Source organism: Pseudomonas sp. AAC (assembly GCF_000725445.1).
Taxonomy (GTDB): Bacteria; Pseudomonadota; Gammaproteobacteria; order Pseudomonadales; family Pseudomonadaceae; genus Pseudomonas; species Pseudomonas citronellolis.
On the sequence record NZ_KL647100.1, the window covers coordinates 471,042 to 493,513 of the forward strand.

At 68.6% G+C, this 22,472-nt stretch carries 18 protein-coding genes; 7 read left to right on the forward strand and 11 right to left on the reverse strand.

All coding sequences use genetic code 11. The features are described 5' to 3' along the window. The first annotated feature begins 60 nt into the window (after nucleotides 1-60). The 3 genes from FG99_RS25485 (at nucleotide 61) to FG99_RS25495 (ending at nucleotide 4,071) form a co-directional block, all read left to right on the forward strand. Complete coding sequence (locus tag FG99_RS25485; protein WP_043272912.1) at nucleotides 61-564, forward strand: sigma-70 family RNA polymerase sigma factor; 504 nt, start codon at nucleotides 61-63, stop codon at nucleotides 562-564. Beyond that, on the forward strand, nucleotides 564-1,538 hold the full coding sequence (locus tag FG99_RS25490; RefSeq protein WP_043272913.1) for a FecR domain-containing protein: 975 nt from the start codon (nucleotides 564-566) through the stop codon (nucleotides 1,536-1,538). The genes FG99_RS25485 and FG99_RS25490 overlap by 1 nt, the downstream gene beginning before the upstream one ends. A 124-nt stretch (nucleotides 1,539-1,662) precedes the next feature. Next, complete coding sequence (locus FG99_RS25495) at nucleotides 1,663-4,071, forward strand: TonB-dependent receptor (RefSeq protein ID WP_043272914.1); 2,409 nt, start codon at nucleotides 1,663-1,665, stop codon at nucleotides 4,069-4,071. Between the two features lie 36 nt (nucleotides 4,072-4,107). Here FG99_RS25495 and FG99_RS25500 read toward each other — a convergent pair whose 3' ends face one another. Beyond that, nucleotides 4,108-5,598, reverse strand: a complete 1,491-nt coding sequence (locus tag FG99_RS25500) for an AbgT family transporter (RefSeq protein WP_043272915.1) — start codon at nucleotides 5,596-5,598, stop codon at nucleotides 4,108-4,110. Between the two features lie 130 nt (nucleotides 5,599-5,728). Continuing rightward, nucleotides 5,729-6,889 carry a M20 metallopeptidase family protein gene (locus tag FG99_RS25505; RefSeq protein WP_043272916.1) on the reverse strand — a complete coding sequence of 387 codons (1,161 nt, stop codon included), beginning with the start codon at nucleotides 6,887-6,889 and terminating at the stop codon, nucleotides 5,729-5,731. A gap of 135 nt (nucleotides 6,890-7,024) precedes the next feature. On the opposite strand from FG99_RS25505, the gene FG99_RS25510 reads away from it, so the two are divergent. Then, complete coding sequence (locus FG99_RS25510) at nucleotides 7,025-7,912, forward strand: LysR family transcriptional regulator (RefSeq protein WP_009620393.1); 888 nt, start codon at nucleotides 7,025-7,027, stop codon at nucleotides 7,910-7,912. Between the two features lie 445 nt (nucleotides 7,913-8,357). Further along, nucleotides 8,358-9,017 (forward strand): DsbA family oxidoreductase, encoded by a 660-nt coding sequence (locus FG99_RS25515; RefSeq protein WP_043272918.1) that lies wholly within the window; start codon nucleotides 8,358-8,360, stop codon nucleotides 9,015-9,017. A 224-nt stretch (nucleotides 9,018-9,241) separates the two neighbouring features. On the opposite strand, the gene pcaD is transcribed toward FG99_RS25515, so the two are convergent. The 6 genes from pcaD to FG99_RS25545 all read right to left on the reverse strand — a co-directional run bounded on the left by pcaD (nucleotide 9,242) and on the right by FG99_RS25545 (nucleotide 14,193). Next, nucleotides 9,242-10,030: a 3-oxoadipate enol-lactonase gene (pcaD, locus tag FG99_RS25520; protein ID WP_043272919.1), complete on the reverse strand. Its 789-nt coding sequence runs from the start codon at nucleotides 10,028-10,030 to the stop codon at nucleotides 9,242-9,244. A gap of 111 nt (nucleotides 10,031-10,141) precedes the next feature. Next, nucleotides 10,142-11,347, reverse strand: coding sequence for a 3-oxoadipyl-CoA thiolase (gene pcaF / locus FG99_RS25525; RefSeq protein WP_043272920.1), 1,206 nt, complete (start codon nucleotides 11,345-11,347; stop codon nucleotides 10,142-10,144). Continuing rightward, entirely contained in the window at nucleotides 11,344-12,126 is a 783-nt protein-coding gene (locus tag FG99_RS25530) for a CoA-transferase subunit beta (protein WP_024128759.1), read from the reverse strand. The genes pcaF and FG99_RS25530 overlap by 4 nt, the downstream gene beginning before the upstream one ends. Beyond that, complete coding sequence (locus tag FG99_RS25535; RefSeq protein ID WP_043272921.1) at nucleotides 12,126-12,974, reverse strand: CoA transferase subunit A; 849 nt, start codon at nucleotides 12,972-12,974, stop codon at nucleotides 12,126-12,128. Before FG99_RS25535 ends, FG99_RS25530 begins: the two co-directional genes overlap by 1 nt. Before the next feature lie 361 nt (nucleotides 12,975-13,335). After that, the gene (locus FG99_RS25540) at nucleotides 13,336-13,749 is read right to left on the reverse strand and encodes a VOC family protein (RefSeq protein ID WP_043272922.1); all 414 of its coding nucleotides are present in this window, start codon (nucleotides 13,747-13,749) and stop codon (nucleotides 13,336-13,338) included. 18 nt (nucleotides 13,750-13,767) lie between these two features. Continuing rightward, a complete protein-coding gene (locus tag FG99_RS25545; protein ID WP_043272923.1) occupies nucleotides 13,768-14,193 on the reverse strand; it encodes a YciI family protein in 426 nt (141 codons plus the stop codon). Nucleotides 14,194-14,456: 263 nt separating this feature from the next. Here FG99_RS25545 and FG99_RS25550 point away from each other — a divergent pair, with 263 nt between their 5' ends. Next, entirely contained in the window at nucleotides 14,457-14,924 is a 468-nt protein-coding gene (locus FG99_RS25550) for a YbaK/EbsC family protein (RefSeq protein ID WP_043272924.1), read from the forward strand. 291 nt (nucleotides 14,925-15,215) lie between these two features. Here FG99_RS25550 and FG99_RS25555 read toward each other — a convergent pair whose 3' ends face one another. From FG99_RS25555 to FG99_RS25565, 3 genes are read right to left on the reverse strand one after another with little or no spacing between them, the layout of a single operon-like run. Further along, entirely contained in the window at nucleotides 15,216-16,586 is a 1,371-nt protein-coding gene (locus FG99_RS25555) for an HlyD family type I secretion periplasmic adaptor subunit (protein ID WP_009622249.1), read from the reverse strand. Further along, entirely contained in the window at nucleotides 16,576-18,732 is a 2,157-nt protein-coding gene (locus FG99_RS25560) for a type I secretion system permease/ATPase (RefSeq protein WP_043272925.1), read from the reverse strand. The genes FG99_RS25555 and FG99_RS25560 overlap by 11 nt, the downstream gene beginning before the upstream one ends. Nucleotides 18,733-18,769: 37 nt before the next feature. Next, nucleotides 18,770-20,119: a TolC family outer membrane protein gene (locus FG99_RS25565; RefSeq protein ID WP_043272926.1), complete on the reverse strand. Its 1,350-nt coding sequence runs from the start codon at nucleotides 20,117-20,119 to the stop codon at nucleotides 18,770-18,772. A 349-nt stretch (nucleotides 20,120-20,468) separates the two neighbouring features. On the opposite strand from FG99_RS25565, the gene FG99_RS25570 reads away from it, so the two are divergent. Beyond that, nucleotides 20,469-22,472 (forward strand): retention module-containing protein (locus FG99_RS25570; protein ID WP_043272927.1); only part of this gene is annotated, 2,004 nt, incomplete at its 3' end.

Below are 22,472 nucleotides of genomic sequence, written 5' to 3' on the forward strand. Positions count from 1 at the left end.
TGCGGCGGAACCGACATAAAATGAGAGTCATTCGCAAATGATCATCTGGCGCACGACACCGTGGCATTCGCCGAACCCTCCGCCGACCAGCACCTGCACACCCTCTACGAACGCCACCACGGCTGGCTGCAGCAATGGCTGCGCGGCCGCCTGGGCAACGCCTGGGATGCCGCCGACCTGGCCCAGGACACCTTCCTGCGCCTGCTGCGCCGGCCGCTGAGCGAGGTCGGCGAACGCCCGCGCGCCCTGCTCACCCACATCGCCAAGGGCCTGCTGGTGGACCGCTGGCGCCGCCAGGAGCTGGAACGCGCCTACCTCGAAGCCCTCTCCGCGCTGCCCGAGGAACTGGCCCCCGGCCCGGAAGCCCGCGAACTGATCCTGGAAACCCTGGAGCGCATCGATGCGGCGCTGGGCGAACTGCCCGCACTCACCCGCGAAGCCTTCCTGCTCGCGCAGCTGGACGGCCTCACCTACCCGGCCATCGCCGAGCGCCTGGGCCTGTCCCTGGCGACCGTCAAGCGCTACATGCGCGCGGCCTTCATCGCCTGCCTGAGCCTGGCCTGATGCACGAGCAGACGCTGGACCCGCGCATTCTCGGCGAAGCCGCCGACTGGCTGGTGCGCCTGGGCGAACGCCCGGCCAGCGCCGCCGACCTGCGGGCCATCGAGCAATCCATCGAGCAATGGCGCGGACGCAGCGCGCAGCACGCCGAAGCCTGGCGCCGCGCCGAAAGCCTGCTCGGCGGCCTGCAGCAGCTGCCGCCGGGCATGGGCCGGCAGAGCCTGCAACGCCTGGGCGAGCGCGGCCTGAGCCGGCGGCAGATGCTCAACCGCCTGAGCCTGCTGCTGGCGGTGGCGCCCGCGGCCTGGCTGGGCGCGCGCCAGTTGCCCTGGGCCGAATGGAGCGCCGACCAGCGCACCGCCACCGGCGAGCGCAAGCGCGTGCAACTGCCCGACGGCAGCCTGCTGACGCTCAACACCGGCAGCGCCGTGGACATCCGCTTCAGCCCGCGGGAACGCCGCCTGCGCCTGCTCGATGGCGAAATCCTCGTCGCCACCCACGCCGACCCGGCGCCCGAGCCACGGCCGTTCCTGGTGGAAAGCCGCCAGGGCCTGCTGCGCACCGCCGGCGCGCGCTTCGCCGTGCGCGACCTGGGCGAGGCATGCCGGGTGGCCGTGCTGGAAGGCAGCGTCGCCGTGGAGCCCTTCGCTACCGCCGTGCGGCGCCAGGTCGAGGCCGGCCAGCAACTGCTGTTCAGCGCCGGCACCCTGCAAGCCGTGCAGCCGGCGGACGCCAATGCCAGCAGCTGGGAGAACGGCATGCTGCTGGCCCAGGACATGCGCCTGGATGCCCTGCTGGCCGAACTGGGCCGCTACCGCAACGGTGTGCTGCGCTGCGCGCCCCAGCTGGCCGGGCTGCGCGTCAGCGGCGCCATCCCCCTGGGCAACGACGACGCCGGCCTGCGCCTGCTGGCCGACATGCTGCCGCTGAAGGTCAGCAGCCTGACGCGCTACTGGGTGACTCTGGAGCCCGCCTGAACCCCGCCGCTACGCCGCCCCAACGACCCCCGAAAATTTTTTCATCCGCCATGACACCTTTTTCCTGCTCGTCCGGTGAAGGAGGAAACACCCCATTCACTCCTCGCGCCGACAGGATCACCGCATGACCACCCGCCTCCGCCTGAAGCCCCACACTCTCGCCCTGGCCATCGGCCTCGCCCTGCAGGGCGCCACCCTGCCCGGCCTGGCCGCGGAAACCGCCAGCGTGCAGCGCCAGTACGACATCGCCCCCGGCCCGCTGGGCGAGGTGCTGGCCCGCTTCGCCGCCCAGGCCGGCGTGCCCCTGGCCTTCGAGGCCGCCACGCTGAACGCTCGCCACAGCGACGGCCTGAAAGGCAGCTACGACGCCGAGGACGGCCTGATGCGCCTGCTGGAAGGCAGCGGCTACCGCCTGGTGCGCAAGCCCAGCGGCTACGGCGTCGAGCCCATCGCCCAGGACGGCGAGGCCCTGGAGATGGGCGCCACCACCGTCAGCGCCGTGGCCCAGGCCCCCGGCGAACTGCCGCCGGCCTATGCCGGCGGCCAGGTGGCCCGCGGCGCCCGGCTGGGCATGCTGGGCAACCAGGACATGCAGGACGTGCCCTTCGCCTTCTCCAGCTATACCGCGCAGGCCATCAAGGACCAGCAGGCGCAGACCGTCGGCGACGTGCTGCTCAACGACGCCGCGGTGCGCCAGGGCAACGGCTACGGCAACTTCTCGCAGATCTTCGTCATCCGCGGCCTGCCGCTGAGCACCGACGACGTCTCGCTCAACGGCCTGTACGGCGTGACGCCGCGGCAGATCATCGGCACCGAGTCGCTGGAGCGCGTCGAGCTGTTCAAGGGCCCCAACGCCTTCATCAACGGCGTGACGCCCAGCGGCAGCGGCATCGGCGGCGCGGTGAACCTGCAGACCAAGCACGCCGAGGACGTCCCCACGCGCAGCTTCGCCCTGGACTACGGCAGCGACAGCCAGGTCGGCGAACACCTCGACCTGGGCCAGCGCTTCGGCGAAGACAACCGCTTCGGCGCGCGGCTCAACCTGGCCCAGCGCGAAGGCGACAGCGCCATCGACGACAACGCCCAGCGCTACAAGCTGGCCAGCGTCAACCTCGACTACCGCGGCGAACGCCTGCGCCTGAGCAGCGACTTCGGCTACCAGAAGCAGCGCATCAACCAGGGCCGCCCGGTGGTCTACGTCGGCAGCGGCGTCACCAGCATCCCCCACGCGCCCGACGCCGACAGCAACTACGGCCAGGCCTGGAGCTACTCGCAGCTGGAAGACACTTACGGCATGTTCCGCGGCGAGTACGACCTGAACGACAACTGGACGGTCTACCTCTCCGGCGGTGCCAAGCACACCCGCGAGAACGGCAGCTACTCCTCGCTGACCCTGAGCGACAACGCCGGAACCGCCGGCGGCGGCACCATGGACGCCACCCACGACGAGGACAACAAGAGCGCCATGGCCGGCCTCAACGGCCGCTTCCACACCGGAGCGGTGAGCCACCAGCTGAACCTCGGCCTGGCCGGCATCTGGGCCGAGCAGCGCAGCGCCTACCGCATGGCCCTGAGCAAGTACCCGGCCAACCTGTACCGCCCCGTGCAGGTTGCCAAGCCAGCCACCACCTACTCCGGCGGCGATTACAACGACCCCGGCATCGTCGGCAAGACGCGCAACCGCAGCGCCGCCGCCTCCGACACCCTGGGCTTTCTCGACGACCGCGTGCTGCTGACCCTCGGCGTGCGCCGCCAGAGCATCGGCACCGACGGCTGGAACTACGCCGGCGTGCGCAACGCCGACTACCGCGAGTCCATCACCACGCCGGTGTACGGCATCGTGGTCAAGCCCACCGACTACCTGTCGCTGTATGCCAACCGCATCGAAGGCCTGGCCGCCGGCCCCACCGCGCCCTCCACCGCAGTCAACGTCGGCGAGGTGTTCGCCCCGCAGCGTTCCAAGCAGATCGAAGTGGGCGCCAAGCTGGACTTCGGCAGCTACGGCGGCAACCTGGCGTTCTACCGCATCGAACAGCCCACCAGCATCACCGACCCGGACACCAAGGTCTTCAGCGTCGACGGCGAACAGCGCAACCGCGGCGTCGAGCTGAACCTGTTCGGCGAACCGCTGCAAGGCCTGCGCCTGCTGGCCGGCGCCACCTGGATCGACACCGAGCTGCGCAACACCGCCGGCGGCGCCAACGACAGCAACCGCGCCATCGGCGTGCCGCGCTTCCAGTACAACCTCGGCGCCGACTGGGACGTGCCCGGCCTCGACGGCCTGGCGCTCAATGGCCGCCTGCTGCGCACCGGCGGCCAGTACCTGGACCAGGCCAACAACCTCAGCATCCCGGCCTGGACCCGCGTCGACCTGGGCGCCCGCTACCGCTTCAAGGTCGAGCAGCGCGAGGTGACCCTGCGCGCCAACCTGGAAAACGTCGCCAACGAGGACTACTGGGCCTCCACCATCGGCGGCTACCTGACCCAGGGCGAGCCGCGCACCCTGCGGGTGTCCGCCACCGTCGACTTCTGAAGCCGCGGGCCGGGCGCGCGCTCGCCCGGCCCTCGTTCAGTCGAGATACAGGCCCACACCGGGGGCTATCGGCAGCCCCAGCTCCATCCAGAGGATGAGGAACAGCGTCCAGCACAGCAGGAAGCCCAGGGCCACCGGAATGGTCATCGACGCCAGGGTGCCGATCCCGGCATCCTTCTGGTAGCGCTGCAGGAAGGCCAGGCACAGGCTGAAGTAGGGGCTCATGGGCGTGACTATGTTGGTCGAGGAATCGGCGATGCGGTACGCCGCCTGCACGAAGGCCGGCTCGAAGCCCACCAGCATCAGCATCGGCACGAAGATCGGGGCCATCAGCGACCACTGCGCCGAACCCGAGGTGATGAACAGGTTCATCAGCGTCACCAGGCCCAGGAACGCCAGCACCAGCGGGATGCCGCCGAAGCCGCTGCTGTCGAGCAGGTGCGAGCCGCCGACGGCGATCCACTCGCCCAGGTGCGTCCACTTGAACCAGGCGAGGAACTGCGAGATGGCGAAGAACAGCACCAGGGTCGGCGCCAGCTCCTTGATCGCCTCGGCCATGAAGCCGATGGCATCGCGGGCGTCGCCGATCTTCCCCACGCTGCGGCCGTAGACCCAGCCCAGGACCAGGAAGAAGATGGCGAAAACGGCCACCGCGCTGGTGAGGAACGGCGAAGGCACCAGCCCGCCCTCGGCGTTGCGCAGCGGCGAGCCGGCCGGCAGCACCGCGGCGAGGACCAGGGCGGCCAGCACCAGCGCCGCCCAGCCGGCGCGCTTCAGCCCCTTGAGCTCCCGCGCGCTGATCGGCTGGATGTCGACCACCACGCTGCCGCGGTACGGGCCGGCCAGGGGCTCGACGATGCGCTCGATGATGAAGGCGCCGATCACCGACAGCAGCACGGCGGAACAGGCGACGAAATAGTAGTTGTCGATGGGTGAGACGTAGGCCGCGGGGTCGATCGTCTGCGCGGCGCTGGTGGTGATCCCGGAGAGGATCACGTCGGTCGGGGTGATCAGCAGGCTGGCATCGTAGCCCGCCCCCACCGCGACGAAGCCGGTCACCGCGCCGACCAGGGGGTTGCGCCCGGTGGCCTGGAAGATCATCGCCGACAGCGGGATGAGGATGACGAAGGCCGCGTCGGCGGCCACGTGGCTGCACATGCCGACGAGGAAGATGACGAAGGTGGTCAGGTAGCGCGGGGCCTTCATCACGCTCACCTGCATCAGCGCCCCGACCAGCCCGGTCTTGTCGGCCACGCCGATGGTCAGCAGGATGACCAGCACCGCGCCTAGCGGCGGGAAGCTGACGAAGTTCCTGACCACCGAGGTCAGTGCGAAGACCAGGCCCTCGCCGGAAACCAGACTCCTGACCGTGACCAGGTCGCCGGTCTTGGGATGGACGCCGGACACCCCGGACGCCGCCAGCGCCCAGGACAGGAGCACGACGCCCAGGCACAGCCAGGCGAACAGGACGACCGGATGCGGGAGCTTGTTGCCCGCCCGCTCGATGGCGTTGAAGAAACGCTGCATGGTGAATTTTCCTTTGCCAGCCGCCGGCCGCTCGGGGGCGCGGCGAAGCTGGCCTGCACGGGTTGCCGGATGGCCCGCCTCGGCGCCGCCGCAGGATGGCGGCGCGGCGCGGGCCCGTGAGTGCCTTCGCTCAGGGATTGGTCCCGAGGCGCCGCTCGGCGATGGCGACGAACATCCCCGCCGCGACGGGCAGGATTTCGTCGCGATAGTCGTAGTGCGGATGGTGAAGGTAGGCGCCGTCCTCGCCGTTGCCGACGAAGAAATAGCAACCCGGCACTTTCTCCAGGTAGAAAGCGAAATCTTCCGCCCCCATGGTCGGAAGCTGGTGCATGTAGCCCGCCTTGTCCGCGCCGAGGGCGTCGATGGCGGTTTCCACCACGAACGCGGTTTCGTCGGCGTCGTTGACCAGCGCCGGGATGCGCATCGTCCGCACCAGCTCGGCGCTGGCGCCATGGGCCTGGCAGACCTGGGCGACGACGCGGCGCAGCGTCTCGTCGATCACCGCGGCGGCTTGCGGCGAGCCGTCGCGGGTGTTGATCATCAGCGTCGCCTGGCCGGGGATGACGTTCTGGCTGTTGCCGCCATGGAACTGCGTGACCGTCACCACGCCGGACTCCAGCGGCGACAGGCGGCGGCCGACCACGCCCTGCAGCGCCTGGACCACCGCCGCGCCGACGAAGATCGGGTCGATGGCCAGGTCCGGGCGCGAGGCGTGGCCGCCCTTGCCGCTGATGGTGACCTCGTACAGCGAGCTGCCGCCCATGCTCGGCCCGGCCTTGGCGAACACCCGGCCCAGCGGATAGCCCGGGCGGTTGTGGTAGCCGAAGATGGCCTCGACGCCCTCCAGCGCGCCCTCCTCGATCATCCGTTCGGCGCCCAGGCCGCCTTCCTCCGCGGGCTGGAACAGCAGCTTGATGCGCCCGCGAAGGTGGTCGTGATGCCGGGCGAGCCGGCCGGCGGCCAGCAGCAGCGAGGCGGTGTGCCCGTCGTGGCCGCAGGCGTGCATCTTGCCCGGCGTGCGCGAGGCATAGGGCAGCTCGGTGTCCTCCAGGATCGGCAAGGCATCCATGTCGGCGCGCAGGCCGATGGTGGGGCCGGGGCGGCCGGTGTCGAGCAGCGCGACGACGCCGGTCCCGGCCACGCCGGTGCGCACTTCGTAGCCATGGCGGCGCAGGAAGGCGGCGACGAGGTCGGCGGTGGCGTGCTCTTCGTACTTGAGTTCGGGGTGGCTGTGCAGTTGCTGGCGGATGGCGGTGGCCTCGGCAATCGCCTCGCCGGTGAATACGGACATCGATGATCTCCCAGAGGGGTTTCGTTGTTGTTGTTCTGCCCGGTCTGTCGGCGAGGATTGTTAGCAGTCCGCGCGCGATGCCACAATTTCATTAATTCGCAGCCACCCTTGCCTTTTATGCAAAGCACAACCGCCATGCAGCATCTAGCCCTGCGTTACTTCCTGGAAGTGGCCCGCAGCGGCTCCATCACCGAGGCCTCGGCCCGGTTGCACGTCTCCGGCTCGGCGATCAGCCGGCAAATCGCCCGCCTGGAGCAGGAGCTGGGCGTCGAGCTGTTCGAACGGCGGCCGCGCGGCATGCTGCTCAGCCCGGCCGGCGAACTGCTGGCGCAGCGCGCCCGGCGCATCGCCCTGGACACCGAAAGGGCCCTGGCGGACGTGCGCGAACTGCAGGGCCCGCACCGCGGCCTGGTGCGCCTGGCGGCCTACGAGGGCTTCGCCATCGACTGGCTGCCGCGGATACTCGCGGACTACCGCCGCACCTACCCGGGCGTGCGCTTCCACGTCTGGGTGGGCAACTCGGCGGACATCTGCGCGCGCGTCGGCGACGGCAGCGCCGACATCGGCATCACCTACAGCTATTCCGCGCCGGCCGGGGTGAAGGTGGAACGCATCGTGCGCCGGCCGATGCACGTGCTGGTGCCGCGCGACCATCCACTGGCCACGCGGGAACAGGTCACCCTGGCCGACCTGGCGTCCGAGCCCATGGCCCTGCCGGACCAGCAGCGCACGCAACGCCAGTTGGTCGACACCGCGCTGGCCACCCAGGGGCTGTCCATGGAGCCGGTCTTCGCCACCAACTCCATGGCAAGCCTGAAGGCCTTCGCCCTGGCGGCCGGGACGCTGATGTTCATCAGCTCCCTGGGCAGCCGGGGCGGCAACCTGCCCGAAGGCGTGGTCGCGGTGCCGGTGGCAGACGACACCATGCAGGCCAGCGTGCTGCAGATCGTCACCCTGCAGGGGCGCCATCTGCCTGCCGCCATCGTCGAATTCCTGGGTTTCCTCGATCGGGCGATCGAGTGAGGGCGGGTTGCCGGGGCGTGGGCGGGACAGCTAGCAAACCTCGAAAATAATTCCTTTATTTTCAGTATGTTGCATGCAATTTCTAATGTCGAACATACAATTTCCGGCAGGAATAGCCTGCGCATTCGCATGATAAATTATTGAATATCAATAGCTTATGATTGATATAGAGAAACAACCTCACGCCCAGTCACTTCCTCCGCATCCCGCCATCGCGCCGGAGCCCAGGTAGGGCAAGGCCTGTAGCCTGTACCCGGGCAGCTGGAAGCACGCCTGAGTTAAAGTCATTTCTAGAATAGAAATATTCCTTATATATCAAATAGATAAAAATAAAACCTAAAGTCATCAGAGAGGAGTAGCTACGCCACGCCCCACCGGCACTGGATCACCCGGGGCAAAAAGGTCCATGCTTGAACACCGAAACCCCAAGGCGGAGATCGCCCGTATGCGCGAAGCCATCACCCTCGATTTCGTCTCAGACGTGGTCTGCCCCTGGTGCGCCATCGGCCTTTGCGGATTGCTCGAAGCCATCCAGCGCGTCGACGGCGAGATCGACGTCGAGCTGCGGATCAAGCCCTTCGAACTCAATGCCGACATGCCCGCCGAAGGCGAGGACCTGGTCGAGCACCTGCAGCGCAAGTACGGCAGCAGCGCCGAAGACATCGCCAGCAACCACAAGCGCATCCGCGACTTCGGCGAGGAAGTCGGCTTCCACTTCGACCTGCACAAGCGCCAGCGCATCTACAACACCTTCGACGCCCACCGCCTGCTGCACTGGGCCGCCGAACAGGGCCGCGACCTGGCGCTGAAACAGGCGCTGCTGCACGCCTACTTCGGCGAAGGGCGCAACGTCAGCGACAGCGAGGAACTGCTGGACTTGGCCACCGGCATCGGCCTGGACCCGGTGCGCACCCGCGAGATCCTCGACAGCGACGCCTACGCCAGCGAAGTGATCGAGGAAGAGGAATTCTTCACCAGCCACGGCATCCGCGCCGTGCCGGCGGTGATCATCAACGGCCGCCAGCTGATCTCCGGCGCGCAATCGGCCGACTACTACGAAAAGGCCCTGCGTCAGGTGGCCGAGAAATCCGAGCCGATGCCGTAAGCCGGCTACGCCAAGACGCTCCTACGAGAATCCATGCTCGCCTGCTACGTAAGCGGGCCCTGCCCGCGAATCGCGCGCAGGGCGCGCTCCTACATGGACACACCGCGGTTGGCACCCCGTAGGATGGGTTGAGCGAAGCGATACCCATCACCATGGCAGCATGGGTTTCGCAAGCTCAACCCATCCTACGAAAGCACCTCGGTGCAGTCGGCAAGACAGGCGCATCAAGCGCGAAGGAAGGCCAGCACCTTGTCGCTGAAGGCCTCGCCGGCCTGGACGTTGGACAGGTGCGCGGCGTGGAATTCCACCAGTTCGGCACCCTGGATGCGTTCCTGCATGAAGCGGCCGTGCTCGGTGGTGGTCACCGGGTCGCCGCTGCCGCAGACGACCAGGGTCGGCGCGCGGATGGCGCCCAGCTGTTCGCGGAAGTCGGCGTCGCGCACCGCGGCGCAGTTGGCCGCGTAGCCTTCCGGCGAGGTCTGCGCCAGCATGGCCACGATGGGCTCGACCTTGCCCGGCTGGGCCTCGGCGAAGTCGGCGGTGAACCAGCGCGAGATGGAGGCGTCGCGCAGGTCGCGCATGGCCTGGGCGCCGCCGGAGAGCACAGTGTCGATGCGCGGATTCCAGACTTCCGGGGTGCCGATCTTGGCGGCGGTGTTGCACAGCACCAGGCGCTCGATGCGCTCGGGGGCGTTGATCGCCAGCCACTGGCCGATCAGGCCGCCCATGGACAGGCCGCAGAAGCTGGCCTTGGCGATGTTCAGCGCGTCCAGCAGGGCCAGCACGTCGCGGCCGAGCTGCTCGATGCTGTAGGGGCCTGCGCTGACCAGCGAGGCGCCGTGGCCGCGGGTGTCGTAGCGCAGCACCTGGAAGTGCCGGGTGAAGGCCGGGATCTGCGCGTCCCACATGTGCAGGTCGGTGCCCAGGGAGTTGGACAGCACCAGCACCGGCGCGCCGGCCGGGCCTTCGAGGAGGTAGTTCAGTTCGCCGTCGGCGAGCTTGACGGTAGGCATCGGGGACTCCGTTGAATCAGGAACGACGCCCGCTCGGGGCGGGCGTCGGGGATTTTGCCAGGAAGATGGGTATCGCTGCGCTCCACCCATCCTACCGGGAGTGACGACCATTCAGACGCGCTCGACAGCCAGCGCAACGCCCTGCCCCACGCCCACGCACATGGTGCACAGGCCGCGCTTGCCGCCGCTTTTTTCCAACTGGTGCACGGCAGTCAGGACCAGGCGGGCGCCGCTGGCGCCCAGCGGGTGGCCGAGGGCGATGGCGCCGCCGTTGGGGTTGACCCGCGCGTCGTCGTCGGCGATGCCCAGTTCGCGGGTGACCGCCAGGCCCTGGGCGGCGAAGGCCTCGTTCAGTTCGATGACGTCGAAGTCGCTCACCGCCAGGTTCAGACGCTCCAGCAGCTTGCGCACCGCCGGCACCGGGCCGATGCCCATCACCCGCGGGGCGACGCCGGCGCTGGCCATGCCCAGCACCTTGGCGCGGGGTTTCAGGCCATGTTTCTTCACCGCCTCGGCGGAAGCCAGGATCAGCGCCACCGAGCCGTCGTTGACGCCCGAGGCGTTGCCGGCGGTGACGGTCTTGTCCGGGCCATTGACCGGCTTGAGCTTGGCCAGGGCTTCGAGAGTGGTGTCCGGGCGCGGGTGCTCGTCGGTGTCGACGACGGTCTCGCCCTTCTTGCCCTTGATCACCACCGGGACGATTTCCTCGGCGAAGTAACCGGCGGCATGGGCGCGCCCGGCCAGTTGCTGGCTGCGCAGGGCGAAGGCGTCCTGGTCGGCGCGGCTGACCTTATAGTCGTCGGCGACGTTGTCAGCGGTCTGCGGCATGGCATCGACGCCGTACTGGGCCTTCATCAGCGGGTTGATGAAGCGCCAGCCGATGGTGGTGTCCTCGATCTTCTGGCCGCGGCCGAAGGCGCTGTCCGCCTTGCCCATCACGTAGGGCGCGCGGGACATGGACTCCACGCCGCCGGCGATGGCCAGCTCGATCTCGCCGCTGGCGATGGCGCGGAAGGCGGTGCCCACCGCGTCCATGCCCGAGGCGCAGAGGCGGTTGAGGGTCACGCCGGGGATGCTCTCCGGCAGGCCGGCCAGCAGCAGCGCCATGCGCGCGACGTTGCGGTTGTCCTCGCCGGCCTGGTTGGCGCAGCCGAGGTAGACCTCGTCCAGCTGCGCCCAGTCGACCTGCGGGTTGCGCTCGACCAGGGCCTTGATCGGGGTGGCCGCCAGGTCGTCGGCGCGCACCGCCGAGAGCGCGCCGCCGAAGCGGCCGATGGGCGTGCGCACGGCGTCGCAGATGTAGACCTCGCGGCTCATTCCTCACCTCCTTGCTGGCCGTGGGCGGCCGCGGTGCGGGCTTCCAGGGCGCGCAGGGCTTGCAGCTCGACCTCGGTGGGCGCCACGGTCTCGACGACCTGCTCGGCGAAGCGGATGGCCCAGCCGGTGTTCTCGATCACCTGCTCGCGGCTCACGCCCGGGTGCAGCGAGGTGACGATGAATTCGTTGCTGCCGGCCTCCGGCTCCATGATGCACAGGTCGGTGATGATCGCCACCGGGCCCTTGCCGGGCAGGCCGAGCTGCTGGCGGTGGTCGCCGCCCTCGCCATGGCCGACCGAGGTGATGAAGGCCAGCTTGTCGACGAAGGTGCGGTGCGACTGCTTGAGGATGATCAGCACTTCCTTGGCCGAACCGGCGATCTCCGGGGCGCCGCCGGCGCCGGGCAGGCGCACCTTCGGCTTGTCGTAGTCGCCGATGACGGTGGTGTTGATGTTGCCGAAGCGGTCGACCTGGGCGGCGCCGAGGAAGCCGACGTCGATGCGCCCGCCCTGCAGCCAGTAGCGGAAGATTTCGCCGGTGGGCACCACGGTGTCGGCGGTTTCGGCCAGCTCGCCGTCGCCGATGGACAGCGGCAGCACGCTGGGCTTGGCGCCGATGGGACCGGATTCGTAGATCAGGACCACGTCCGGCGAGGAAGTCAGGCGCGCCAGGTTGGCGGCCTTGGACGGCAAGCCGATGCCGACGAAGCAGACCGCGCCGTTCTTCAGGCGGCGGGCGGCCGCCACGGTCATCATTTCATTGGTGCTGTAGGCGCTCATCATTTGCCCTCCGCGATTTTCTTCTGGAACTCGGCGAAATCCTTAGTGCCGCGGATGTAGGTGTCGATCCAGGCGGTGAAGGTCTCGCGGTCGCGGGCGATCGGGTCCCAGGCCTGGTAGAAGCGGTTGTCGCGCTCGTAGTAGCCGTGGGCGTAGGACGGGTGCGCGCCGCCGGGCACGTGGCAGACGGCGGACAGCGCCCAGGTCGGCAGCACGCAGGCGTTCATCGGCGCGTTGAGGTCGTCGACGATCTCTTCCACGGTGACGATGCAGCGCTTGGCGGCCAGGGCGGCTTCCTTCTGCACGCCGAGGATGCCCCACAGCAGCACGTTGCCCTTGCGGTCGGCCTTCTGCGCGTGGATCACGGTGACGTCCGGGCGCACCGAGGGCACGGCGGCCAGCTGCTCGCCGGTGAACGGGCAGTTGATGAACCTGATGTTCGGGTTGACCTTCGGCAGGTCGGAGCCGGCGTAGGCGCGCAGCACCGCGAACGGCAGGCCGGAGGCGCCGGCCACATAGGAGTTGGCCAGGTCGGCGTGGCTGTGCTCGTCGATCTCCAGCGGCTGCGGCCAGCCCTTCTCCACCGCGTCGCGCAGGCGGTGCAGCGAGCCCACGCCGGGGTTGCCGCCCCAGGAGAAGGTCAGCTTGCGGGCGCTGCCGGCGCCGATCAGCAGGTCGTAGACCAGGTCGGGAGTCATGCGCACCAGGTGCAGGTCTTTCTTGCCCTGGCGGATGAGTTCGTGGGAAGCGGCGGTGGGGATCAGGTGGGTGAAGCCTTCGAGGGCGACGGTATCGCCGTCGTTCACGAAACGCTCGACCGCTTCGCGCAGGGTCAGGAGTTCAGCCATTGTCGGTCTCGTCTTGGGGTCCAGGGCATCCGTGGATGCCGATGGGCAAGACAGTAGCGCCGGGGCCGGGGGCCAAACAATGCGATTATCGACTATCGGTGCGGTTATCGAACAATTCCAACCTACAGGCCCCTACCGCCCAAACCACGAAAATGACCAGGGACCCGCAGGAGAAACTGTCTTGCAGGCCGCGCCGAGGCGCTGTTCGTAGGATGGGTTGAGCTTGCGAAACCCATGCGGTTGCGCTGATGGGTATCGCTTCGCTCAACACCATCCTACGAAAAGCCATGATCGTTCGTGCGCTAGCGGGCCATGCCCGCGATCGCGCATGGCGCGCTCCTACGGTGGAGGCATATGCCTATCAGCGGTCCTGCTCGCAGTTGATCATCCAGGGCACCCCGAAGCGGTCGGTGAACATGGCGAAGGCGGCGGCCCAGAAGGTCTGCTGCAGTTCCATGGTGACCTGGCCGCCTTCGCTCAGGGCCTCGTAGATGCGCCGGGCTTCTGCCTTGCTGTCCACCTGCAGGGAGACGGACACGCCCTTGGTGCCCTCGTAGGGCATCGGCGGGCAGTTGTCCGAGCCCATCAGCACCTGGTCGCCCACCTCCAGGCGCACGTGCATCACGCGGTCGGCGGCGTCGGCTGGAATCTGCCCCATGTCCGGGGCGTCCTTGAAGCGCATGAGCATCGGCAGCTTGCCGCCGAGCACCTCGGCATAGCGGGTGAAGGCTTGCTCGCAGTTGCCGTCGAAGATCAGGTAGGCCTGGATTTTCATCTGGAGTCTCCTGCCGGCTCAGTCCTGGCCGGCGATGCGGGCGCGCAGGCGTTCTTCCTGCTCGCGCAGTTCCTCGGTGAATTCGGCGCCGAAGTCCTCGGCCTCGAAGACCTGGCGGATCTCGATCTCCGACGGGCCGTCGAAGGGGCTGGGGCAGCGCTTGATCCAGTCGATGCATTCCTGCAGCGAATCGCACTGCAGCAGCCAGAAGCCGGCGATCAGCTCGCGGGTCTCGGCGAAGGGGCCGTCGACGACCGTGCGCGAGGCGCCGTCGAAACGCACCCGGGCGCCCTTCGAGCTGGGCTGCAGGCCTTCGCCGGCGAGCATCACCCCGGCGGCGACCAACTCCTCGTTGAACTTGCCCATGGCCGTCAGCAGCTCTTCCGAGGGCATGACGCCGGCCTCCGAATCCGCGGTGGCCTTGACTATCGCCATGAAGCGCATGGTGGTTCTCCTCTTCTCGTGAAGTCGAGTGGGCCCACTGCCCCGCTCTGCCTGGTAGTCGATGCGCGCGGGGCGCAATCGACAACAGCGCAGACCGTTCGTCGGCAGCGCCTGGGCGGTGGTGGCGGCAAACAGGAAGAACGATAGACAGGCCCGGCGACCGGGCAAGCCGGCGCGACGAACGCACCCGCCAGGCTGGACGCCCGCCGCCCGAGGCCCTAGATTGGCCGGTTCCCGAGAAACCCCGAGCAAGGAGCCCCAGCATGAGCCTGGAATCGGTCCGCGCCTTCTTCGCCGAGAAGGCCCCCGACATCGCCATCATCGAACTGGACACCAGCACCGCCACCGTCGCCCTGGCCGCCGAGGCCCACGGCGTGGAGCCGGGGCGCATCGCCAAGACGCTGTCGCTGCGGGTGGGCGAGCGCACCGTGCTGGTGGTCGCCCGCGGCGACGCCCGCCTGGACAACCGCAAGCTCAAGGAAGCCCTGGGCGGCAAGGCGAAGATGCTCGGCGCCGAGGAAGTGGTGGAACTCACCGGCCACCCGGTGGGTGGCGTCTGCCCCTTCGGCCTGGCCAGCCCGCTGCCGGTGTACTGCGACGTGTCGCTGCGCGCCTTCGACGAAGTGCTGCCGGCTGCCGGCGCCCTGCACAGCGCCGTGCGCATCGCCCCGGAGCGCCTGGCGAGCCTGGTCGAGGCTGATTGGGTGGATGTTTGCCAGGAGCCGGGCTGAGGTCATGTGGGAGTTGAAGGGCGGGAGCATTCGAAGAGCACGAAGAGCGCCCTCTCCCTGAAGGGAGAAAGGACCGTTGGGCAGACGCTAATGTTCTGGAGTCAGCCGGCTAGCACCGTAATTGCCGGCTGAAACCAGGCATCCTCTCGGCACGGACTAGCCCCCTCTCCCTTCAGGGAGAGGGTTGGGGAGAGGGAACAGGGTCAACCCAATACACCGCAGCCACCGGGGAACTCCGTTCGCGAGCAAGCTCGCTCCTACGAAAATGCCGGCGTCGCCAGCGGTTATGCCTCAACGCTCCCGCAAAGCCTCCGCCCGCGCCCGCAGGATGGGCTTGAGCAGGTAGCTGAGGATGCTCTTCTTGCCGGTCATGATGTCCACGCTGGCGACCATCCCGGGGATGATCAGCAGCGGTTTCTCGTCGCTGCCCAGGTGGCTTTTGCGGGTGCGCAGCTTGATCAGGTAGAAGCTGTTGCCGTCCTCGTCGGTGACGGTGTCGGCGCCTATCTGCTCCAGTTCCGCCGGCAGGCCACCGTAGATGGTGTAGTCGTAGGCGGTGAACTTGACCATGGCCTTCTGCCCGGGGTGCAGGAAGGCGATGTCCTGCGGGCGGATGCGCGCTTCCACCAGCAGGGTGTCGTCCAGCGGGACGATTTCCACCAGGTCGCTGCCCGGCTGGATCACCCCGCCGATGGTGTTCACCAGCAGCTGCTTGACGATGCCGCGCACCGGCGAGGTGACCAGGGTGCGATTGACGCGATCCTCCAGGGCCTTGCCGGTAGCCTCGGCCTTGCTCAGGTCGGTGCGCGCCTCGTTGAGTTCCTTGAGCGCGTCGCTGCGGAAGCGCGCGCGGGTCTCGGCGACCTTGCGCTCGACTTCCTTGATCGCCGCCTCGGCGCGGGGGATGGCCAGGCTGGTGGCGTCCAGCTGGCCGCGGTTCTCCACCTCGGCGCGCTTGAGGCGCAGCAGCTCCACCTGGGACATGGCGCCCTGCCCCACCAACGGCGCGGACATGGCGATCTCCTGGCGCAGCAGCTCCAGGCTGTTGCGGTACTGCGCCTGCTTGGAGGCGAACTCGCGCAGCTCCTGCTGCTTCTGCACCAGTTGCTGCTCCAGGCCGGCGACCTCGTCCTTGAGCTGCTGCTGGCGGCTCTGGAACAGCGCCTCCTCGCTGCCGGCCTGGCCCGGGACCTTGGCGCGGACGTCGTCGGGGATGCGCAGCTCGCGGTCCTCCACCTCGGCGGAAAGGCGCTCCACGCGCAGGAACATGGCCAGGCGGTCGGCCTCGGTCTCGCCGACGTTGGACTGGAAGCGCGTCGGGTCCAGGCGCATCAGCGATTCGCCGGCCTGCACCACCTGGCCTTCGTGGACGAAGATCTGCGAAACGATGCCGCCTTCCAGGTTCTGGATCTTCTGCACCTTGGACGAGGGAATCGCCTTGCCTTCGCCGCGGGTCACCTCGTCGATCTCGGCGAAGTGCGCCCACAGGCCGAGGAACAGGGCGAAGCCGACCAGCGCCCAGATGGTCAGGCGCACCACCCGCGGGGCGTCCTCCACCAGGGCCTTGCTGACTTCCGGCAGCGGCTGCCCGGAAAGGTCTTCGCTGCCGCGGAAATAGCCGCGGATGGACTGGCCGAAGAGGCCGAACGGATTAAGCGACACTGATCTGCCCCTTCTTCAATGCGTCCAGCACCACGTCCTTCGGCCCGTCGGCGATGATCCGCCCGCGGTCGACGATCACCAGGCGCTCCACCAGGCTGAGCATGGAGGCGCGGTGGGTGACCAGCAGCAGCGTCTTGTCGGCGATGAGCGGCTGCAGGCGCTGCTTCAGGAGTTCTTCGCCGGCGTTGTCCATGGAGCTGGTCGGCTCGTCGAGCAGCAGGATCGGCGGGTCCAGCAGCAGCGCGCGGGCCAGGGCGACGTTCTGCCGCTGGCCGCCGGAGAGGTTCAGGCCGCGCTCGCCCACCTGCAGTTCATAGCCCTGCGGGTGTAGCCGGGCGAACTCGTGCACCCCGGCCAGTTCGGCGGCGCGCAGCGCCGTCTCGTCGTCGACGTAGCGCGCGCCGGCCACCAGGTTGTCGCGCAGGCTGCCGCTGAACAGGTTGATGTCCTGGGGCAGGTAGCCGATGTTGTGGCGCAGGTCGCTGACGTCCAACTGGCGGGTGTCGACGCCGTCCACCAGCAGGCTGCCGCTGTCGGCGCGGTGCAGGCCGACGATCAGCTTGGCCAGGGAGCTCTTGCCCGAGCCGCTGCGGCCGATGATGCCGACCTTCTCGCCGGGGCGGATCACCAGGTTGATGTCGTGCAGCGCCTCGACCTGCTGGTTCGGGTAAGCGAAGTTCAGCTGGCGCAGCTCGATGCCGCCGCGCAGTTGCTGGCGGCTCAGCGGGCGCTCGCTGCTGTTGCGCTCCTGTTCCAGGGCCATCATCTGGTCGGTGCTGTGCATGGTCAGGCGCGCCTGCTGGTAGCGCTGGATCAGCCCGGAAAGCTGGGTCAGCGGGCCGAGGGCGCGGCCGTTAAGCATGTAGCAGGCGATCAGGCCGCCCATGCTGAGGTCGCCGGCGATGATCAGGTAGACGCCGCCGATGATCATCACCACCCCGGCCAGGGCCTGGATCAGCAACGTCAGGTTCATCGCCAGGCTGGACAGCAGCTTGACGCGCAATTCCAGGCGGCCGAGGGTGCCGATGGTCTGCTCCCACAGGTACTGGCGCTCGCTCTCGGCGTTGTTGACCTTGACCGCGTCGAGCCCGGCGAGGGTCTCAATCAGGCTCGACTGGCGCTCGGCGGCCAGGGCCATGGTGCGGTTCATGGTTTCCACCAGCGGCTTCTGCAGCAGCCAGCCGATGCCGGCGGCCAGCGGGAAGGCCAACAGCGGGACGAACACCAGCGGCCCGCCGATGATGCCGATCACCAGCAGGATCAGCAGGGTGAACGGCAGGTCGATCAGGCTGGTCAGCGTCAGCGAGGCGAGGAAGTCGCGCAGCGTCTGGAACTCGTGGATGTTCTGGGCGAAGCTGCCGACCCGCGCCGGGCGCTGCTTCAGGTCCATGCCGACGATGCGCTCGAAGAGGGTCGCGCTGATGATCAGGTCGGTCTTCTTGCCGGCCAGGTCCAGGCACAGGCCACGCAAGGTCTTGAGCAGCAGGTCGAACAGGTAGGCGCCGCTGATGCCGACGGCCAGCACCCACAGGGTGGCGGCGGCCTGGTTGGGCACCACGCGGTCGTAGACGTTCATCACGAACAGCGGCGCGGCCAGGGCGATGAGGTTGATCAGCAGGCTGGCCGCCACCGCGTCGACGTACAGCCAGCGCGAGCGCAGCAGCGTGTCGCGGAACCAGCGCCGCGCGCGGGGGATCATCTCGCCGTGCTGCAGGTCGTGCTGGTGCTGCGGCTGGGCGAAGAAGGCCTGGCCGGCGTAGTCCTCGGCCAGCAGCTCGCGGGCCACCCGCACCTCGCCGCCGTCGCTCTCGCTGAGCAGCAGGCGCGCCTCGCCGCCAGCGTCCCAGCCCAGCAGCACGGCGCAGCGGCCTTCGCGCAGCAGCAACATGGCCGGCAGCGCGATGGCCGGGATCCGCTCCAGCGGCCGCTGCAGCAGGCGCCCCTGCAAGCCGGCGCGGGCCGCCGCGCGCGGCAGCAGCTCAGCGGACAGGCGCTGCCCGGGCAGCGGCAGGCCGCTGGTGAGCATGGCCCGGCTGGCCGGCTTGCGGTGCAGCGCGCAGAGGCTCAGCAGGCTGTCCAGCAGGGGGTCGTCCAGCAGGACGCGCGGATCACGACTCAAGGGGACTCGGCTGGTTTCCTGATCCACGCGGGGCTACTCCGGGAGGGTTGGGCGCGCGGCCGGCTCAGTTGAGGCCGGGCAGCTGCACCTGGGGTTTGACGTCTTCGCTGGCCACGCTGGCCAGGGGCGCGACCACGCCCTGGCTCTTGAGCAGCTCGCCCAGGGTGGCCTTCACCCGGTACTGGGTGAACAGCTCGGTGTAGCGCAGGTCGACCAGGCGGCGCGAGGCGTTGAACAGTTCGTTCTCGCTGTCCAGCAGGTCCAGCAGGGTGCGTTCGCCGATGCTGAACTGCTTCTGGTAGGCCTCGCGCACGCGGCTGCTGTAGTCCACGTACTGGCGGGCGATGGGCAGCTGATCGCGGGCGTTGGCCAGGGCATTCCAGGCCAGGCCGAGTTCCTCGTTGAGCTGGCGCAGGGCGTTGTTGCGCACGTCCAGGGCCTGGTTGGCCAGGTACGACTTGGACTGCAGCTCGGCCTTGTTGCTGCCGCCGGCGAACAGGTTGTAGCGCATGCGCAGCATGGCCTGCCAATCGTTGTTGTGGCCCGGGTCGCCGGAGAGGTTGTTGTCGGCATTGCGCGACAGCTCGGCGTCGAAGCGCGGGTAGAACGGCGCCTTGGCCGCTTCGTACTGCTTCTCGGCGGCGGCCACGTCGGACTCGGCCGAACGCAGGATCGGGCTGTTCTCCAGCAATTGCCGGCGCGCGTCCTGCAGGTCCTGCGGCAGCAGGCCCGGCAGGCCGGCCGGCTCGCTCAACTCCAGCGGCTCGGCGCCGACCACGCTCAGGTAGTTGGTGCGCGCATCGGCCAGGTTGGTCTGCTCGGTGAGCAGGTTGTTGCGCGCCTGGGCCAGGCGCGCCTCGGCCTGGTCCTGGTCGGCCAGGCGGCCGACGCCGCGGGCGCTGCGCAGGCTGATCTGGTCGTAGATGCGCTGGTGGCTCTTCAGGTTCTCCTCGGCCAGGCGGACCATCTCCTGGCGGCGCAGCACGTCGGTGTAGACCTGCGCCACTTCCAGCCCGGTGCGCTCGGCGGTGCCCAGCAGCGCATAGGCGCGGGAGTTCACCGTGGCCTTCTGGCGGCCCACTTCGCTGGAGGTGGCGAAGCCGTCGAACACCATCTGCCGCAGGCTCAGCGCCGACTCGCCGCGGTTCATGGTCCGCCAGTGGTCGCCCTCGCCGCGGGTGGTGGGGTTGTCGGCGCCCTCGCGGCCATAGCCGGCGGTGAGGTCGACCGAAGGCAGGTAGCCGCCCTGGGCGGCGCGCAGCTGCTGGTCGGCGGCCAGGCGGCTGTTCACCCCGGCCTGGATCTCCGGGTGCACGTCCATGGCGCGCTGCATGGCTTCGTTCAGGGTGGTGGCATGGGCCGGGGCCGCGCAATAGAGCGCGAGAGGCAACAGAGGCACGAAACGCAAACGCATGGTTTGAACATCCTTATCGCAGGGATATGGACAGCGATTCGTGTACCCAGGGGTGGCATCGGAGGACCGGCGAATGCGCTGCACGTGAGGAGGTCACTGGTGCCCGGAACCCCGTTGGAAATTTTTTCGCGGGGCTCTTTGACATCACAGTGACATCGTTTTGCCAATTGTTTAGGATGCCTCGGAAATGGTCAATAGATTGGCATAAACCTAATCGCGAAAACTCATTAAGCCAATTAGTTGACGCCAGTTTTACAGCTCCAATCGACAAGGGAATGCCACCTGGCGCGCCGCAATCACGGCCGCGACCCGGCCGGCACGCCAGCATCCGCCTCAGGGGAGAAGTGCAATGAGCAGCGTCGTCGCAGTGGTGAAAAGCGTCATCGGGCAAGTGCTGGTGGTATCCGCCGAGGGGCAGCGGCGGGTGCTGGTCGAGGGCGACCGCCTGTTCCTAGGCGACCTGGTGCAGACCGGCGACGCCGGCGCGGTGGCCCTGCAATTGCCCGACGGCCGCGTGCTCGACCTGGGCCGCGACAGCCAGCTGAGCGCCAGCGAACTGGCACCCCATGCGCCGGCCCAGCCCGCCGTCACGGCCAGCGCCGAGGAACTGCAGAAAGCCATCGCCGCCGGCGCCGACCCGACCCAGACCCTCGCCCCCACCGCGGCCGGCCCGAGCGCCGGCGCCGGTGGCAGCGGCCCGGCCGGCGGCGGCCACAGCTTCGTGCTGCTGGAGGAAACCGGCGGCCACGTCGACCCGAGCATCGGCTACGCCACCAGCGGCCCGGGCGCTGCCGGCCAGGGCGGCGGCGAACGCCAGCAGGAGCAGGAGCCGAACCTCGCGCCCAGCTTCGTCGACGACCAGGGCAACGCCCTCGCCGGCCTGCAGCTGAGCACCGCCGAGGACACCCTGCTGCAAGGCGCCTTCCAGGCCCGCGACCCGAACGGCGACAGCCTCACCTACTCCCTCGCCCGGGGCCCGGCCAACGGCAGCCTGATCGTCAATGCCGACGGCACCTGGCAGTACCTGCCCAACCCCGACTACAACGGCGCCGACAGCTTCGTGGTGACGGTCACCGACAACCGCGGCGCGTCCAGCAGCCTGACCGTCGACATCGGCGTGAGCGCAGTCAACGACGCCCCGGTGGCCAGCGGCAGCTACGGCGCCACCCTGGTCGACACAGCGGCCAACGACAGCTTCGCCGACATCAAGGGCCAGCTGCAGGCCAGCGACGTCGACGGCGACCAGTTGACCTGGAGCGGCAGCGCCAAGGGCGCCTTCGGCCAGCTCACGGTCAGTCCTGACGGCAGCTACGTCTACGTGGTCGACGCCGCCGCGGTGAACGCCCTGCCGGCAGGCCAGCATCCGCAGGACAGCTTCACCGTCACCGTCCGCGACCCGTCCGGAGCCAGCGATACCCGGGTGATCGACATCGACATCCAGGGCGCCAACGACACGCCGCAGGCCAGCAACGCCCAGGCCCAGGTCACCGAGGACGGGCAACTCACCGGCCAGATCGCCGCCAGCGACCCCGACACCGGCAGCAGCCTGACCTTCAGCGTCGACGGCAAGGCCCCCGCCGGCTTCACCCTGCAGCCCGACGGCAACTGGAGCTTCGACGGCAAGGACCCGGCCTATCAGCACCTGGGCGAAGGCCAGACCCAGGTGATCGTCGTCCCGGTGGTGGTGACCGACGACCAGGGCGCCAGCAGCTCCAGCACCCTGACCATTACCGTCACCGGCACCAATGACGCGCCGGTCGCCCAGGCGGGCAGCGCGACTACCGCCGAGAACGATGTGCTGAATGGCCAGGTTCCGGCTGCTAGCGATGTCGACGGAAGCATCGTCGGCTACCAGCTGACCAACGATGTCGGCGCTGGTAACGGCACACTCACCTTCAACCCCGATGGCAGCTATCGCTTCGATCCGGGCCAGGACTTCGACAGCCTGCCGGCTGGTGTCAGCCGTGACGTCACCTTCACTTACCAGGCCAAGGATGACAGCGGTGCGCTGAGCGATCCGCAGACCATCACCATCACCGTGACCGGCAGCAATGATGCGCCGGTGGCCCAGGCCACCAATGCCGCCGTCAACGAAGACAGTCAGATCAACGGCCAACTGCAGGCCAGCGACGCCGACCAGGGCGCCCAGCTGCAATTCGGCTCCGACAGCCCCCTCCCCGCCGGCTTCACCCTGGACCAGGACGGCAAATGGACCTTCGATGCCAGCAATGCCGCTTACCAGCACTTGGCTGCGGGACAAACCCAGGTCATCAGCATTCCGGTAGTTGTTACCGATGACCAGGGGGCTACCAGTGGCAGTACCCTGACCATCACGGTAACCGGCACCAATGAC